This window comes from Burkholderia sp. Ac-20392, assembly GCF_017104585.1.
GTDB classification, from domain to species: domain Bacteria; phylum Pseudomonadota; class Gammaproteobacteria; order Burkholderiales; family Burkholderiaceae; genus Burkholderia; species Burkholderia lata.
The window spans coordinates 17,737-33,534 of record NZ_JAAGPB010000043.1 but is presented as its reverse complement, the minus strand read 5'-3'; the positions used below and the strand labels follow the sequence as shown (position 1 = coordinate 33,534).

General features: G+C 66.0%; 12 protein-coding genes and 2 pseudogenes. 5 read left to right on the top strand and 9 right to left on the bottom strand.

The genetic code is table 11. The annotated features are described in order from the left end of the window. From G3N99_RS08855 to G3N99_RS08845, 3 genes and pseudogenes are all read left to right on the top strand, one after another. Positions 1–717 (top strand): annotated as a pseudogene (locus tag G3N99_RS08855) (PLP-dependent aminotransferase family protein); the annotation flags it as partial. 152 nt (positions 718–869) lie between these two features. Beyond that, positions 870–1,184: a hypothetical protein gene (locus tag G3N99_RS08850; protein WP_206122179.1), complete on the top strand. Its 315-nt coding sequence runs from the start codon at positions 870–872 to the stop codon at positions 1,182–1,184. A gap of 157 nt (positions 1,185–1,341) precedes the next feature. Then, positions 1,342–2,676 (top strand): annotated as a pseudogene (locus G3N99_RS08845) (penicillin-binding transpeptidase domain-containing protein); the annotation flags it as partial. Between the two features lie 46 nt (positions 2,677–2,722). On the opposite strand, the gene G3N99_RS08840 reads toward G3N99_RS08845, so the two are convergent. Further along, on the bottom strand, positions 2,723–4,648 hold the full coding sequence (locus G3N99_RS08840; protein ID WP_206122178.1) for a WG repeat-containing protein: 1,926 nt from the start codon (positions 4,646–4,648) through the stop codon (positions 2,723–2,725). A 179-nt stretch (positions 4,649–4,827) separates the two neighbouring features. On the opposite strand from G3N99_RS08840, the gene G3N99_RS08835 reads away from it, so the two are divergent. Beyond that, a complete protein-coding gene (locus G3N99_RS08835) occupies positions 4,828–5,280 on the top strand; it encodes a nuclear transport factor 2 family protein (protein ID WP_206122177.1) in 453 nt (150 codons plus the stop codon). A gap of 30 nt (positions 5,281–5,310) precedes the next feature. On the opposite strand, the gene add is transcribed toward G3N99_RS08835, so the two are convergent. Together add and G3N99_RS08825 are read right to left on the bottom strand one after the other, a co-directional pair. Next, positions 5,311–6,411: an adenosine deaminase gene (gene add, locus G3N99_RS08830; protein WP_206122176.1), complete on the bottom strand. Its 1,101-nt coding sequence runs from the start codon at positions 6,409–6,411 to the stop codon at positions 5,311–5,313. A 46-nt stretch (positions 6,412–6,457) separates the two neighbouring features. Beyond that, positions 6,458–7,807 (bottom strand): NCS2 family permease, encoded by a 1,350-nt coding sequence (locus G3N99_RS08825; protein ID WP_174942272.1) that lies wholly within the window; start codon positions 7,805–7,807, stop codon positions 6,458–6,460. Between the two features lie 94 nt (positions 7,808–7,901). Here G3N99_RS08825 and G3N99_RS08820 point away from each other — a divergent pair, with 94 nt between their 5' ends. Next, positions 7,902–8,813 carry a LysR family transcriptional regulator gene (locus G3N99_RS08820; protein ID WP_174942274.1) on the top strand — a complete coding sequence of 304 codons (912 nt, stop codon included), beginning with the start codon at positions 7,902–7,904 and terminating at the stop codon, positions 8,811–8,813. Between the two features lie 65 nt (positions 8,814–8,878). On the opposite strand, the gene G3N99_RS08815 is transcribed toward G3N99_RS08820, so the two are convergent. The 6 genes from G3N99_RS08815 to G3N99_RS08790 form a co-directional block, all read right to left on the bottom strand. Beyond that, complete coding sequence (locus tag G3N99_RS08815; protein WP_206122175.1) at positions 8,879–9,931, bottom strand: nucleoside hydrolase; 1,053 nt, start codon at positions 9,929–9,931, stop codon at positions 8,879–8,881. Between the two features lie 10 nt (positions 9,932–9,941). Next, positions 9,942–11,054 carry a porin gene (locus G3N99_RS08810; RefSeq protein ID WP_174942278.1) on the bottom strand — a complete coding sequence of 371 codons (1,113 nt, stop codon included), beginning with the start codon at positions 11,052–11,054 and terminating at the stop codon, positions 9,942–9,944. 160 nt (positions 11,055–11,214) lie between these two features. Further along, positions 11,215–12,525 (bottom strand): hypothetical protein, encoded by a 1,311-nt coding sequence (locus G3N99_RS08805; protein ID WP_206122174.1) that lies wholly within the window; start codon positions 12,523–12,525, stop codon positions 11,215–11,217. A 399-nt stretch (positions 12,526–12,924) separates the two neighbouring features. Further along, on the bottom strand, positions 12,925–14,352 hold the full coding sequence (locus tag G3N99_RS08800; RefSeq protein ID WP_206122173.1) for an MFS transporter: 1,428 nt from the start codon (positions 14,350–14,352) through the stop codon (positions 12,925–12,927). A gap of 187 nt (positions 14,353–14,539) precedes the next feature. Beyond that, complete coding sequence (locus G3N99_RS08795; protein WP_174944085.1) at positions 14,540–15,166, bottom strand: hypothetical protein; 627 nt, start codon at positions 15,164–15,166, stop codon at positions 14,540–14,542. 52 nt (positions 15,167–15,218) lie between these two features. Continuing rightward, a complete protein-coding gene (locus G3N99_RS08790) occupies positions 15,219–15,797 on the bottom strand; it encodes a hypothetical protein (protein WP_206122172.1) in 579 nt (192 codons plus the stop codon). Position 15,798: the final 1 nt, after the last annotated feature.

The window sequence follows — 15,798 nt, the reverse complement described above, 5'->3', positions numbered from 1 at the left end:
CGCGGCGCCGGCGCGCCGTCCGGCTATGCCGATCCGCAAGGCGCGCTGCCGCTGCGCGAAGCGATCGCCGACTACGTGCGCCGCTCGCGCTCGGTGCGCTGCGATGCCGACCAGGTCGTGATCACGAGCGGGACGCAGCAGGGGCTGCATCTCGCGAGCCAGGTGCTGCTCGGCGCGGGCGATCAGGCATGGGTCGAGAATCCGGCCTATCGCGGCATCACCGCGCTGCTCGACAGCACCGGGCGGCGCGACGCGATGGTGCGGGTGCCGGTCGACGCCGACGGTATCGACGTCGACGCCGGCATCCGTCTCGCACCACATGCGCGGGTCGCTTTCGTCACCCCGTCGCACCAGTATCCGCTCGGCATGCCGCTCAGCATGGCGCGGCGCAATGCGCTGCTCGCGTGGGCGCGTGCGCAGCGCGCATGGGTGGTCGAAGACGACTACGACAGCGAGCTGCGCTACGAAGGCCATCCGTTCCCGTCACTGCAGGGGCTCGACCCCGATCGCGTGATCTATCTCGGCACATTCAGCAAGATCCTGTTTCCGTCGCTGCGGCTCGGCTACGTGATCGCGCCCGCCGATCTCGTGCCCGCGTTCTGCGGCGCCCGCGTGCTGATGGATCGCCATGTGCCGACCGCCGACCAGCACGTGCTGGCCGCGTTCATCGCGGAAGGCCATCTCGACCGCCACATCCGCCGCGTGCGCGGCGTGTACCCACCGTACTTTTTCTGGACCGCAACAATGGCAAGACGAAGGCTGCCAAAGAGTTTGCGGTTGGTTGCGCGACCGGGGTACATCCGGATCATCCACGAATGGAAGAAGCGGCCGACGGTATAGCTTAAATCTGCCGTGCAGGTCGGATTGCTTTGCAGCGGTTCGTCGCTGTTGAGGAATGTAATGAAATTTTCGATACCCAGGTGACACATCTGGTAGCTCTGGTGCGCGTGAGGCTTCCCTCCGAAGTGCAAGCCGACGCCGAAAAGCAATTGCTGAATCAGGAAGCGATGGTGTGGATACATGTCGGCGAGTGCCGACAGATCGCGGGTAAAGACTGGCCTCCGTGGATTATGTGTCTCGTACCGCATCACGAGGCTTACCGCGTTGAAGTCTGGCAGGCGATTGCGCTCATTCCTACGCTCGGTCAGGCTGACGGCGTCGTTGGGAAGTCCGGTAACGGTTAGGACCCGCTTCTCAGGCTTTTGGACGATCTCAGCGCTTAGTTTGGCGAACGGTCGAGGTCTCTTGGCCATAGCATCTATCCATGCAATATCGACAGATCAATGTTTCTACACCACAAATGAGACAAAATAGTCACACATCGATTACAGACATATAACCGGCCTCGCCCCGCACTTCGCGGTGCAGTTGCGCAAATGGCTGATCGCGTGGGCCGATCGCAACAACTACGATCTGTACTCCGACGGACTCGTCGTGCGCACGACGCTCGACGCGCGGCTGCAGGACATGGCAACGCAGGCACTGACGCGGCAGACCGAACGGCTGCAGGCGATCGCCGACAGCGCGTGGCGCGGCCCGTCCGGCTGCGGGCTGCGCAACGAGCTGTTCCGCGGCTTCATCCGCCAGACACCCGACTATCGACAGGCACGCGACACGGGGCTCACCGATGTCGCGGCGCTGAAGCAGCTCGGCGCCAATCGGGCATTCATGCGCACGCTGTGCGAGCGCAAGACGCAGGTGCAGGCCGGCTTCGTCGCGATCGATCCGCGCAACGGCGCAATCCGCGCGTGGGTCGGCAGCCCCGATTTCGGCAGCGAACCGTTCGATCACGTCTCGCAGGCGCGGCGCCAGCCCGGCTCGACGTTCAAGCCGTTCGTCTATGGCGCCGCGTTCGCGGACGGCATGCGGCCGGGCGACACGTTCGTCGACCGCCCCGTGGCGATCCCGATCGACGGCCGTGCGGTCTGGCGCCCGACCGATGCCGAGCCGCCGACCGATGAGCCGATGACGCTGCGTGATGCACTCGCGCTGTCGCGCAATCGCATCACCGCGCAGGTGATGCAGCACGAAGGCGCCGCGAAGGTCGCGCAGCTCGCCCGTGCAATGGGCGTGCGCGAGAGCCCGCTCGACGCGGTGCCGTCGCTCGCGCTCGGCACGAGCCCCGTCACGTTGAAGGAGATGGTGTCCGCGTACGGCACGATCGCGAACCGCGGCGTGTACGTCGCGCCGCAGATGATCACGCGCATCGAGGATCGCGACGGCAAGGTGCTCGCGGCCTTCGGCAGCGCGCCGCCCGAACGTGCGTTGCCGGAGCCCGCGGCGCAGACGCTGGTCGACGTGATGCGCGACGTCGTCGATCGCGGCACCGGCGCCGACATCCGTTCGCGCTACGGAATCCGTGTCGACGTCGCCGGCAAGACGGGCACGACGCAGGACAACGCGGACGGCTGGTTCATCCTGATGCATCCACAGCTCGTGGCCGGCGCGTGGGTCGGCTTCGACGACGGCAGCGTGACGCTGCGCAGCGACTACTGGGGCGCGGGCGCGCACAGCGCGCTGCCGATCGTCGGCACGTTCTACGATGCGGCGCTGCGCGCGCGGGCGATCGATCCGCACGCGCAGTTCTCGCCGGACTTCCGGCCGCGCAGCGCACCGGCGCCGCGGCGACGCGCGCCGCATCCGGGCCTGTTCGACTGGTTGAGGTTCTTCCGCTGATCGGGGTGCCGACGGGCCACGCCGGCGACCACGACAGCCGTCCGGCCTAACGAAGCGTCGTCGTCGCGTGCCCGTCCGCGTACAGCCATACGGGCACGCCGTCGTCGCGCAATGCGGCGACCGGTTCGCCCATGCTCCAGTTCTGCGCGACCGCGACACGGCGGACGAACCATGGCATCAGCATCGCGTGTCCGGCGGCGTCGCGATCGTCGTCGAACAGCGCATCGTCACCGATCCGCGTGTAACGCGCCGGATGCAGCACGGTGCCGTCCGCGCGAAGCACCGTCGCCCGCACGTCGTTGTCGCCCTCGTCCTGCACACAGGCCAGCCAGCCGTGATCGACGCCCCAGAACAGGCCGGCCACGTCGTCGTAGCGCCCGTGCACGACCGTCGCGCCCGTCTCGAGATCGCAGATCGCGAGTCGCACCGGCTCGCCCGGCAGGACGCCGATCGCGTAACGCGTGAACAGCTCGCCCGGCACGGCTTCGTCATCGGGCAACCACGGCAGCGCACCCATGTTGACGAAGTCGAACGGTGCAAGCACGCGGCCCTGCCCGTCGACGATCGAGCAACGCCCGTCGTCGCGCCGAACGATGTGGCGGATCGCGCCGAGCTCGGTCAGCATGTCCGTGCGTTCGTCGTCGGTCAGCCTGGCGACTTCCGCGTAATGCGGCTCGACGACGACCCGGCCCTTCGCATCGACCAGGCCGACGTGGCCGTTGCGCTGCGCGAGGAAGGCGCCGCATTCAGACGACCATTCGAGCACGTCCCACTCGGGCTGCGCGCGCCATTGCCCGTCGCGCCCGATCAGCCCCCACCGCTCGCCTTCGGAGACCGCCGCGACGGTGCCGTTCTCGAATTCACGCGCATCGTCGAAACGCGGCGGAATCACCCATGCACCGTGCGTGTCGACGAAGCCCCAGCGGCCGTCCAGGCTCGCGGACGCGACCCCGCCGGTGAAATCGCCGAAATCGTCGAGCGACGGTTCGAGCACCCACGTGCCGTCCGTGCGCACGAGCCCGAACCGCTCGCCGACGCGCACGCATGCGACGTCGCCGCTGAAATCCCACACGGCGTCGAATGACGGTTCGCGCACGATCCGCATTTCGTCGCCGTCGCCGTCACCGTCGCGGTCGACATCGCCATCGGCGAACAGCAGGCCGACCTTCCCGTCGCGCGCGGCCCACAGCAACCGGTCGTCACGCGCGCCGCTCGTCCACAGGTTCGTCCACTCGGGCGGCACGATCACGCGCCACGCGTCGTCGGTTTCACGCCGCACGCCCCACAGCCCGTTGCGGGCGCGAAAGCTGAACGTGCCGTAGCCGAGCCAGTTGCCGTGCACCTCGCCGGCATCGAACATCTCGGCAAACATCACGCCGCGCGGCGGCTCCTGACGGATGAAATAGTGATGCGACATGCAGCCGAACCCGAAGCCCCACGCCCAGTCGCGCCAGTCGGGCGGCGACTCGATCTCGAGCGCATCGCGCACGCCGCGCGCGTCGCGGAAATCCATGCAGTTCGCGACCTGCCACCACAGGCGCGTACAGGTATCGCGTTCCTGGTTGATGTAGTCGTCCGGATCGCCGCCGTCGAGCCACGACAACTCGTCGAGATTCGCGGAAAACCGTGGTGCGCCGTGCGCATCGCCAAGCGCATCGATCGACTCGCCGAGATGGCGCACGACCGCATCGAACTGGCGCGCGAGCGCCGGATCGTCGCCGGGCAGCGGGTGCGCGACGACGAACGCCGCGAGCCGGCTGAGTCGCGCATGCGCGGCGCGCGCGTCGCTGGCGAGATTCGGCGTGCCGGCATCGCCGAACACGCGCTGATCAGTAATCGCGTCGCCCGCACCGCCGTTGGCGAGCAGTACGCGCCACAGCAGCGGAAAGTGATTGTTGGATTCCGCGAGCGCGATCGTTCGCTCGTCGTCGCCGTCACCGGCCTGCAGATACAGCCATGATCGATTGCCCATCGGAAGGGTCGCCCTCGTCTTTATAGTTGCTGTTGTCGTGTCGGCGCTCATTATAGGAGCGCGATGACGAAGGCAGTTGCCTTTGCCACGCCCGGCACCGGATTAGTCCACCCGGACGAAGCGGAGCCGCTGCGCGACGTTCACGATCGGCGTCATCGTTCAACGACGGTGGAGGCCGCATGACCCACAGCGCAGTCGCGATCGCGAACCTGCTGTACCGCTACGCGGAATTGCTCGACGCCGGCGACCTGCCGGGTGTCGCCGAGCTGTTCCGGCACGCGCGCATCAAGACGCAGGAAGGTGCGCCGACGATCGGCGCGGATGAACTGCTCGCGCTGTTCAGCGCGAGCGTAAAGCGTTACGCGTGCGGCACGCCGCGCACGAAGCATGTGGTGAGCAATCCGATCATCGAGATCGACGAAGCCGCGCATTGCGCGACGGCACGCTCGTACTACACGGTGCTGCAGGCCGTCGACGGGTTCCCGCTGCAACCGGTCGCGGCGGGCCGCTATCACGACGCATTCGAACGCGTCGACGGGGTGTGGCGCTTTTCGTTCCGCGATTACACGCTGTTCGATTTCGCAGGCGACCTGCGCTACCACCTGAACCTGAACGAGGCGCCGGCTGGTTGACGCTACCCCCGGCGCATAACGCAGCCGCGCTCAGCCCGCCGCGAGCGTGGCAGCAAGCGCGTCGAACTCCGGCGCCCACGCCGCACGCCACGCGGCCTTCGTCGCATCGTCCACCCATGCACCGTCGATCCCGTTCAGCATGAACTGCTTAAGCTCGGCCACGGTGAAGCCGAAATGGCTGAACATCAGCTCCCACGCTTCGGACGGATTGACCTTGTGCAACGTCGGATCGTCGGTGTTCGGATGGATCTTCAGCCCGAGGCCCGGCATCTTGCGCATCGGGTGCAGCTCCGCCCATTGCTCCGGCGGCAGCGTGCGCAGGTAGTACGAATTCGTCGGCACGACGGTGAAGACGATCCCGCGTTCCGCATAGCGCGCGCACAGCGCCGGGTTGTCGACGATCGTATAGCCGTGATCGACGCGATCGACCTGCAGCAGATCGACGGCCGTCTCGACGTTGCGCCACGGCATCCCGAACTCGCCCGCATGCGCGGTCGTGCGAAAACCCGCCGCGCGCGCATTACGGTAAGCCTTCCAGAACAGTTCCGGCGGCCGGTCGTTCTCGCGATAGTCGATCCCGAGCCCCGCGACTTCGTCCGCGCGGTTCGCCTTCATCCATTCGACGATCGCCACGGCTTCGTCGGGATCCTGCTCCCGGTCGATGCTCGGGATCAGGCGCGCGCCGATCCCGAAGTCGCGCGCGGCATCGCGGATCGCCGTCACGATCGCCGCCTGCGCGTCCGCATACGCGATGCCCGATACGCGCACCGTGCCCGTCGGATTCCAGAAGAATTCCGCATGCCGGACGTTGTGCGCGGCCGCATCCTCCAGATACTCGTATGCGATCCGCCGCAGGTCGTCGGGCTGCGTGAGCAGATACTTGTCGAGCGCGCGCAGCACGTGCAGCACGCCGACCGGCTTTTCGCCGCGCGCATAGAACGCGTCGATCTCCGCGCGCTCGATCGGCGCGCCGCTGCGCTCCGCGAGCGCGACGAACGTGTCGTGCCGCACCGCGCCGAGCAGGTGACAATGCAGCTCGACCTTCGGCAGCGCGTGGAAGAAGGCCCGATGGGCCTGCGTGATCTCGATGCCCGTGCGCGCGGCCGGGACGTTACCTGGTGTTCCCTTCATTTCAGTCTCTTTTTCGGTAGTGCCGATGCGTCGTGAATGCCGTCTCTCAGTGCGGCTTCACGACGGTCCAGAAGTAATAGCCGAGCGGAATCGCGAGCACGACGAGCCCCCACGACACGTCGCGCCAGCGGCCGGCCAGCAGCTTGACGAGCACGTAGCACAGCAGCCCGCCCGCGATGCCGGTGCCGAAGCTGTTCGACATCAGCGTGAGCAGCACCATCGACATCACGGGCAGCGCATCGGTGAAGTCGTCGAAATGCGTATGGCGGATCGTCGCGAACATCGACAGCCCGATCAGGATCAGCGCCGGCGCGGTCGCCTCTTTCGGGATCGCGAGCGCGACCGGCACGAACAGCAGCATCGCGGCGAACAGCACGGCCGCGGCCAGCGACGACAACCCGCTGCGGCCGCCGGCCTCGACGCCCGCCGCCGATTCGATCAGCGCGGTGAGCGCGGGAATGCCGAACACGGGCCCGATCGTCGCCGCGAGCGAATCGACGAGGAACGGCCGGTTGATGTTCGGCAGGTTGCCCTGTTCGTCGAGCAGGTTCGCCTTCGCGCCGACCGCGAGCGCGGTGCCGAGCGTCGAGAAGAATTCGGCCGCGAAGAACGCGAACAGGTACGGCGCGGCCGCGAGGCTCAACGCGCTGCCGATGTCGAGCTTGAACGCGATCGGTGCAATGCTGTGCGGCAGCGACACGAACGACGCGGGCAGATGCGTGACGCCGAGCGGCACGCCGGCCGCGGCCGCGACGAGGATCGCGATCAGGATCGCGCCGGGCACCTTGCGCGCCTGCAGCACGATCGCGACCGCGAGGCCGATCAACGCGACGAGCGCGCCCGGCCGCGAGAAATCGCCGAGCGCGAACGCGTTGGTCTTCGCGTTCGCGACGACCATCCCCGCATTGCGCAGCCCGAGCATCGTGACGAACAGCCCGATCGACGCGCCGAGCCCGAGCTTGATCTGCACCGGTATCAACCGCACCACCACGCCGCGCGCACCGAGAATCGTCAGCAGGAAGAACAGCACGCCCGATACGCAGGCGATGCCGAGGCCCGTCTGCCAGCCCACGTGCTCCGTCGTCGCGAGCGTCACGCCGATGATCACCGAGCCGCCGATGCCGGGGCCGACGAGGAACGGCAGGTTCGCGTAGAGCCCCATCAGCGTCGTGAACAGCACGAACACGATGATCGTCGCGGTCGTCGCCGCGCCGCGCTCCATCCCGCCCGTCGCGAGCAGCGACGGGATCACGACGAGCAGGTACGCGGCCGCGAGAAACGACGTGACGCCCGCGATCGTCTCGGTGCGCACGCTGGTGCCGCGCGCGGCGAGCGCGAAGCGGCGTTCGAGCCAGTTGGCCGGCGCTCGCGCCGGCATCGTGTCAGTCGCTGACATGGTGGTTCTCCTGTGATTCCGAATATTGTCCTGTGTCGATTCACGCAGCGCGGTCTTATACTGCCGCGTACCGCATCCCGACCGTTATTGCCCGATGTCGTCCGACCGCTCGTCGCTGCTGCCCGCACTCACGCTGCGGCAAGTCCAGCACTTCGTCGTGCTCGCCCACGCACGCAGCTTTACGCAAGCCGCGCAGGCGCTGTCGCTCACGCAGCCCGCGCTCACCGCGTCGATCCGCCAGATCGAGTTCCTGCTCGGCGGGCGCCTGTTCGCGCGCTCCGCGCACCGGCTCACGCTGACGTCCGCCGGCGAAGCCGTGCTGCCGCTCGCCGAACGCCTGCTCAACCAGGCGCGCGGCACCTTCGACGACATGACGCGGCTCATCGGCGAACGCATCCAGACCGTGCGCATCGCGTTCATCCCGTCGGTCGCGGGCCGCCTGCTGCCCGCGCTCAACGCACTGCGCGACGCCCATCCGACGCTGCGCTTCACGCTCACCGACCTGCCGAACAGCGCGCTCGTCGAAGCCGTGCGCGACAGCGTCGCGGATCTCGGCATCGGCGTGCGCGAGCCGGACAGCGACGACGGCACGCTGCGCTACCGGCAGCTCTTCGAGGACGAGATCGTGATCGTCGTGCGGCATGACGATCCGCTCGCCCGCGCGAAGAGCGTCACGTGGGCCAAGCTCGTCGATCGCGAGCTCGCGGTGTTCGTGCGCGGCAGCGTCAGCGAATCGCTGCATCGCACCGGCGGCGCCGAGAAGCTGCGCCTGAACGTCACGTACCGGATGGAATACACCGAGCCGCTCTACGCGCTTGCGCGCAACGGCCTCGCGACCGCCGTGCTGCCGAGCCTCTACACGATGCATCTGCACGACCCCGAACTCGTCGCACTGCGCGTCGACAAGCCGCGCGTCACGCGCGCGATCTCGCTGATCTCGCTCGCCGGCGACGATCGCGGCCCGCACGTGCGTACCTGCCGCGAGTGGATTGCGAAGCACATCTGATCGCGTTTACGTTCACGTTCACGTTCACGTTCACCGCTCATTGTTCGCCGCGCGACTGCCCGCGTTCAGGGCAGCTTCGCGATGCGCTCGACGAGCGCTGCGTAGAAGCGGTCCGCGTCGACCTCGTTGATCCACGTCGCATTCGCCGCGCGGCCGCTACGTCCGTTCCAGTCGACGACGGTCTCGCCGAGCGTCCACTGCCCGGTCGTCTCGACCATCACGTTCACCTTGCGGCCGCCGAACAGCGTCGGATCGACGAGATAGCCGACCGCGGTCGGGTCGTACATCGGCGCGTCTTCGACGCCGCGCCGCTTCTTGTTGTACGACAGCTCGGCATCCATGATGTCGGCAACGATCGCGCCGCAGCGGTTGCCGAGCGCGCGGAACGGCGCGACGCGCGCCGGCGTGATCGGCGCCTTCACCGCGACGTCGCGCGGCAGCACGACGATCGGCACGCCGCTGCCGAATACGACTTCGGCTGCTTGCGGATCGACGTAGATGTTGAATTCGGCGGCCGGCGTGATGTTGCCGCGCTCGAAGAACGCGCCGCCCATCAGCACGATTTCGCGCAGCGCGCCGCGAATCTGCGGCGCTTCGACCAGCGCGGTCGCGATGTTCGTCAACGGGCCGAGCGCGCACAGCGTCACGCTCCCCGGCGCCGCACGGCTCAGCGTATCGACGAGATACGACACCGCGTGCCCGGCGGCAAGCGGCGCGCGCGGCTCGTGCAGTTCGACGCCTTCGAGCCCCGTCTTGCCGTGCACGTTCGCGGCCGTCACGAGGTCGCGCACGAGCGGACGCGGGCAGCCTGCGTAGACGGGCAGCGTCTTCGTGCGGCCGGCCCAGTCGCGGATGATCCGCGCATTGCGTTCGGTCAGGTCGAGCGGCACGTTGCCCGCGACGGCGGTCAGCGCGCGCACGTCGAGCCGGTCCTGCGCGCCCAGCGCGAACAGGATCGCGATGGCGTCGTCCTGCCCGGGGTCGGTATCGATGATCACCGTGCGGCGCGCGGCCTCGCCGCCGGCCGCGAACGCGCCCGTTTCGGGCAGCAGCGCGGTGCCGGCCAGCGCGGCGGACAGTTTCAGGAAGGTGCGGCGGGATGCAATCGGATGGGTCATGATCTGGCGCTCAGAAAACATGCCGGACGCCGAGCGTCGCCATCATCTGGCGCGTGCTGGTCGAGCGCGCGTACGCGAAGATCTGCGCATGGTCCGCGTCGCCGGCCGCCTGCTGCGCGATCACCGTCAGCGCGACGTCGGTGCGTTTCGACAGGTAGTAATCGGCCTGCAGGTTCACCTGATGCCATTTCGGCCGCTTGTCGATCACGTCGTACTTGCCGTTCGTGAACGCATACGCGGCGCCGAGAAAGAGCTGCGGCGTCATCGTGTAGACGACGTTCACGCCGAGGTTCTGCAGGTGCAGGTGCGTATTGTCGAGGTAATCGTAGCGCACGTCGGTAAACATCGCCGCGAACTGCGCGCGGCCGATCGTGTAGAAGCCGCCCGTGCCCGCGATCCGCTGCCGGCTCGCATACGCCGCGGGCGACATCGCGCTCTTGCTGAAGATCAGCAGCGGCGACGCATAGTCGTTCGCGATCGCGCCGTCCTGGTTCGTCGCGCTATACGGATGGTTGTACTGCGCATAGACCGCGCTCCAGCGCAGCGGGCCCTGCTCGTAGCCGAGCCCGAAGCTGTATGCGCTGTTGTTCGCGAAGCCGGTCGCGTTGCTGAAGCCGTACAGCGCGGTGAATTTCAGGCCGTAGTAGACGGGGCTCACGTACTTCACCGAGTTCTGCACGCGGATGTCGTTGTAGCCGTTGTCGTTGTCGCCGATGTTCACGCCGTTGCTCGCGATGATCACGGGCCCGATGTAGTCGTGGATCGCGTCGTACTGGCGCCCGAACGTCAGCGAGCCGTAGGTGCGGTCGGCCAGGCCGACGTAGGCCATCCGCCCGAACTCGCGACCGTTCTGCGCGGCCGTGCCCGTCATCACGTTGAAGCCGTTCTCCAACTGGAAGATCGCGGACAGCCCCTGCCCGAGATCCTCCTTGCCCTTCAGCCCCCAGCGCGGGTTCTGGTTCGTGCCGGACAGCGCCTGCCAGGCGTTCTTGCCGCCCTGGTTGGTCGCGAACCCGACACCGGCCGAGATGAGACCGTACAGCGTGATGCTGCTTTGCGCACAGGCATGCGTCGCGAAGGCGCCGAGCATCGCGAGCGGGGCGAGCTTGTAGAGAGTTTTCATCGGGTCGTGTGATCGGTGGTGGTCCAGGCGCGGCAGGGTTCCGCGAAACTGGCCTCGACTATACGAACCCGGATCGGATAATAAAAGTTTGCTTTTGTTATAGTTCAATAAAACGGATTTATTCTCATCCAGATCGCTCCCGTGCCCGCCGTACCGCCCGTCAGTCCGCCGTGTCGCCGCCCTTCGGCAGCTTCGACCACGCCTTGCGCCCCGGCAACGGCGACCACGCCGGCCGTGTCTTGCGTGCGCTGTCGATCACGACCAGGTAGCGGCCCGCGATCGGCGTGATGTCGCGATCGCGACGCAGCACCCACAGCGACTTGCCGGCCTCGACGCGCGCCTGGTAATCGTCGTCGAGCAGGCCGTGCCGGTCGAAGAACGTGTTCAGCGATGCGGGAATCCGCACGCACCCTTTCGAGTGCCGGATGCCGAGCAACGATTCGAGACGATCGGGGTCGGTCGCATGCATCTGGAAGCGCATCGGCGACACGCCGCCCTTGCCCCACCCGCGCTCGCCGTCCACCCAGCCGAAGTCGTAGATGCGCATGTCGCGGCGGCCGTAGCCGCGAATGCCGTTCTCGTTCGTCGTGCCTTCCGCGCGGAAATCCATGTTGTCCGGCGAGTGATGGAACACGCCGAGCGGCGTCAGGAAATGGTCGTACTTGCCCGGCAGCCCGGTGCCGACCGGCGATGCGCCGATCATCATCCACGCGTTGGCCGGCGTCGCGCGAAAGTAGATGAACAGCGCCTGGACGGTCGACGCGCGGTCGACCATCGCGATGTATTCGCCGGCGAGGTCGCCGAGATCCGCATCGACGAGCGCCTTCTGGAGCCGCTCGCCGTACGCGCGCTGCTCGCTTGCGGGCACGCTCAGGCGCCGCGTGACTTCCTGTGTGAAGCGCTTGCGCATGTCGACCGCGCGTGCGGTCGCATTTTTCGCCTCTTCAGCCGACAGTGGCGGATGCTGGCGTGGCGGTGTCGGGGCGGGTGCTTCGGCCTCGCTGGCAGGCGTCGCGGAAGCGGCCGATGCAGGTGTGGCGGCGGAAGCAGCGGAAGCGGCAGAGGCCGCCGATGCGGCCGATGCCGGACTGGCAGGCTGCGCAGGATGCGCGTGCGATGCGGCAGGCGCGGGCTGCGCGGCCGCGGCTCCTGACAACGCATGTGCCGACGAAGCGGCATGCGCACGGGAAGCCGCCGATGCAGGCGACTCGACTGATGAGGATGACGTAGCGACAGGCGACGATGCGTCGGACGCCGCAAAGGCAGGCCGCTCGACAAGCACGGAGATCGGTAGCGCCGCAGCGAGCCAGATACACGCAGCGGAGGCACGGGCAAGACAACGCGGTTTTGCAAATCGCCGCGTAAAGCTGAAAAGCATCATACGTTCGAAGCCATCGGCCGATCCGGCCGCCGCATGCTGCTGTTGCGGGCGGCGCATCTTCCGCGCGAGCCATCGACACGTCCGGCGCATCGTGTGCGCCCGGCGCCGACGCCTCTTCGCGGCGGAGCCGTTCGCTGGTGCAACGCGGTCGGTCCGATGGCGGCTAATGAGTCGTCAGGCCCTTCATTTTACGCGTCCGCGCAAGAATCGGCAGCGGCTCAAGTCGCGGTTTCACCGTGGTTTTGCGCTTCGTCACGCTTTGTTTCAACTCGTTGCCGCCCGCTGTTTCGTTACGTGGCAATCTTGTTTGTTGGGCGTTCGAAATCGATACAGGAAGCGGTGTGTTTCGCTACGGCATGACTGCATTTTCAAATCGATTCGTATGCCAGAGCATTCCCGAAACACGGTACACAACGTATGCGCGATGCAATCGCCGTCGCATGGCGCGCATGCCGCACGAACCGCGCGACACGCGTGCGCAACCACCGATTACTTCGAGATGGTTTCCAGCGCAATGCCTTTCGTTCGCGGCCCCATGAACCCGATCGCGGCCATCACGATCACCATCGCGCCCGCGATGAACGCGAACACGCCGAAGGTGCCGAAGCCCTTCAGCACGGCCGCGATCACGAACGACGAGAAGATCGCCGAGAAGCGGCTCCACGAATAGACGAAGCCGACGGCCCGTGCGCGGATCGACGTCGGGAACAGCTCGGCCTGATACGCGTGGAAGCTGTACGACATGATGTTGCTCGCGAGCGTGAGGCCGATGCCGAGCACGATCAGGAAGGCGCCCACCGTCGTCTGGCTGAACAGCAGCCCGCAGACGACGATCGCCGCCGCCATCGCGACGATCACCGATTTGCGCTCGAAACGGTCGGCGATCACGAGGCCGATCAGCGGGCCGATCGGCGCGGCGAGTGCGATCACGCTCGAATACATCAGGCTCGACGTGATCGTGATGCCCTGCTTGATCAGCAGCGTAGGCACCCAGTTCGCGAAGCCGTAGAAGCCGACCGTCTGGAACACGTTGAAGATCGTCATCATGATCGTGCGGCTGCGATACGGCGGCACCCACATGTCGCGGAAACTGCCGCGCGGCGGCACGGGTTCGGCGGGCGCGGGCGGCGGCAGCGGGCGACCATATTCGGCTTCGACCTTCGCTTCGAGCGCGCGCATGATGCGATCGGCTTCGTCGACCCGGCCCTGCTGCGCGAGCCAGCGCGGGCTTTCCGGCAGTTCGCGGCGAATCCACCACACGAACAGCGCGCCGTGCGCGCCGATCAGCACGACCCAGCGCCAGCCATCGAGGCCGAACGGTGCGTGCGGCACGAGCAGGTACGCGAGGAACGCGACCACCGGCACCGCGACGAACCCGACCGCCTGCTCGCACGCAAATGCGCGGCCGCGAATCTGCTTCGGCACGAGCTCGGAGATGTACGTGCCGATCGTCACCATCTCGACGCCGAGGCCGAGACCGACGACGAAGCGCCAGAAGTTGAGCCCGGCCGCGGTGTCCTGGAACGCCATCACGACGTTGGCGGCCGTGTACCACAGCAGCGACCACGTGAAGATCGCGCGGCGGCCGAAGCGGTCGGCGAGGAAGCCGCACGCGATCGTGCCGATGAAGAGGCCGGAAAACAGCGCGGCGATGAAACTCGCGACGCCCGTGGTGCCGAACAGGCCGTGCGTCGTCGCGGAGAGAATCCCGCTTTTCACGAGGCCGGGGGCGACGTAGCCGCTATAGAGCAGGTCGTAGAGCTCGAAGAAGAAGCCGAGGCTCAGCAGGACGACGAGCTTCCAGACGGTGCGGGTGGGCGGCAGGCGGTCGAGGCGGGCCGAGATGGAGCCGGGGTCGATCGCCGCAGGGTGCGCGGCGCCCGCTGCTGCGAGCGGGTCGGGCTGGGTGGATGCCATGGTGGCAAGTCTCCGGATTCTTGATTGTCTTGGCGCTACCAGAGAGGCGTTGGCGAGCGGCTTCGCGCATTTTAGCGAGGCGAGCGGCGGAACACATCAGTCGACTGACGCATGGTCGCGCGCCGCTAGGCACTGGAGCGGCGTTGATCAAGCCGTTTCCACCATCACATTCGAGGGAAGCATGACGTCATACGGGCTTCACCGCCGGCCAATCAACGGTCTCTGCATCCAGAAACTCGACTCCCTTGATGCCACGCCTGATGGCTTCATCGCGAAATTCCTCGGAGCAGATCAGCGAGTTGCTGCTCCCCTCCATGCCGCTCAGCTTGAAGACAGGACATGCGAAATCGTCGGATACAACCAGCTTCCTTATTCTTGCGATTCCGCCAAATTTCCCGTCTACAAACTTCGACTCGCCGCCACCCACCTCTTCAGGCCGAAAGCTTGGGAAGATCGCAACGCAATAGCCGTCTCCTGATGCGGGCTCTCCTTCCGAAGACAAAATCCTGACCGGTGCAACGTCCACCATCGGGACGTTCAGTTCAGAGACAACAGCGCCAAATCTTTCGCTCATCAGGTAATAAAAACCCAAGTCTGCGCGGACATCAAAATCGTACCGGTCGTCTTGGGTGATGAATACGACGCCATCCGGAAATTTTTCGTGCGCCTTCCCGCGCGACGGGTTTGCATACCAGGGGAAGTACCCGACGCCTACACTCGTGGCGTCCTGATAGTACTTGTCGTACAGCGAGCCATTCAGCATGCCGACCGGGCAGCCTGGGTCTGCTCTTTGAGACAGAACGTAATACTTCACGGCAGATCGTTCCTTGCTTCCGGTTAGTTCGTCACTTTTACTGCAACAACTATCACGTAACCTGAGCAAAAAACAACCCTTCGCATTTATCCTTATCGACGAACAAATAAGCCAGCGCATCGCTTAACCCGAATATATCCGTCCAGTTCTCCGGAAAGTCACCCGAGTACAACTGCAAAGAAAATTCAAGACCCTGGTCGAGCACCAAATTTTCATTTTGGAGGAATCCAGGCGGCGCACCTATTCCGCTACCTTGATATGGCTGCGCCACATCATCTCCAGCAATTAGTCTTCTGGCCGGTATGACATCCCCTCCAAAAATCTCCCCTCCTTTCTCATGAAAAACAACGTGAGTCGTCCTACCACCCTTAATAACTGCCATTTCCTCGGAATCACCGTGATACGTTATGCGATCCAAAAAATAATCATCCCTCGAGTAAAACGAAAACACTGAAACATACTCCGCCCCGCCCTCAATCCCAAGGAATTTTGCTGGCAGAGAAGCCACTAATTGAAGCTCCTCTCCCGAAGACGCCGTCGGCCAAGTTACAAGCCCACCGATAAGTGCCCCCCCTCCAATTCTCGGCTCAAGCGCGTCATGGCACTCCGCATCCATTAGTAGCTTTTTCATA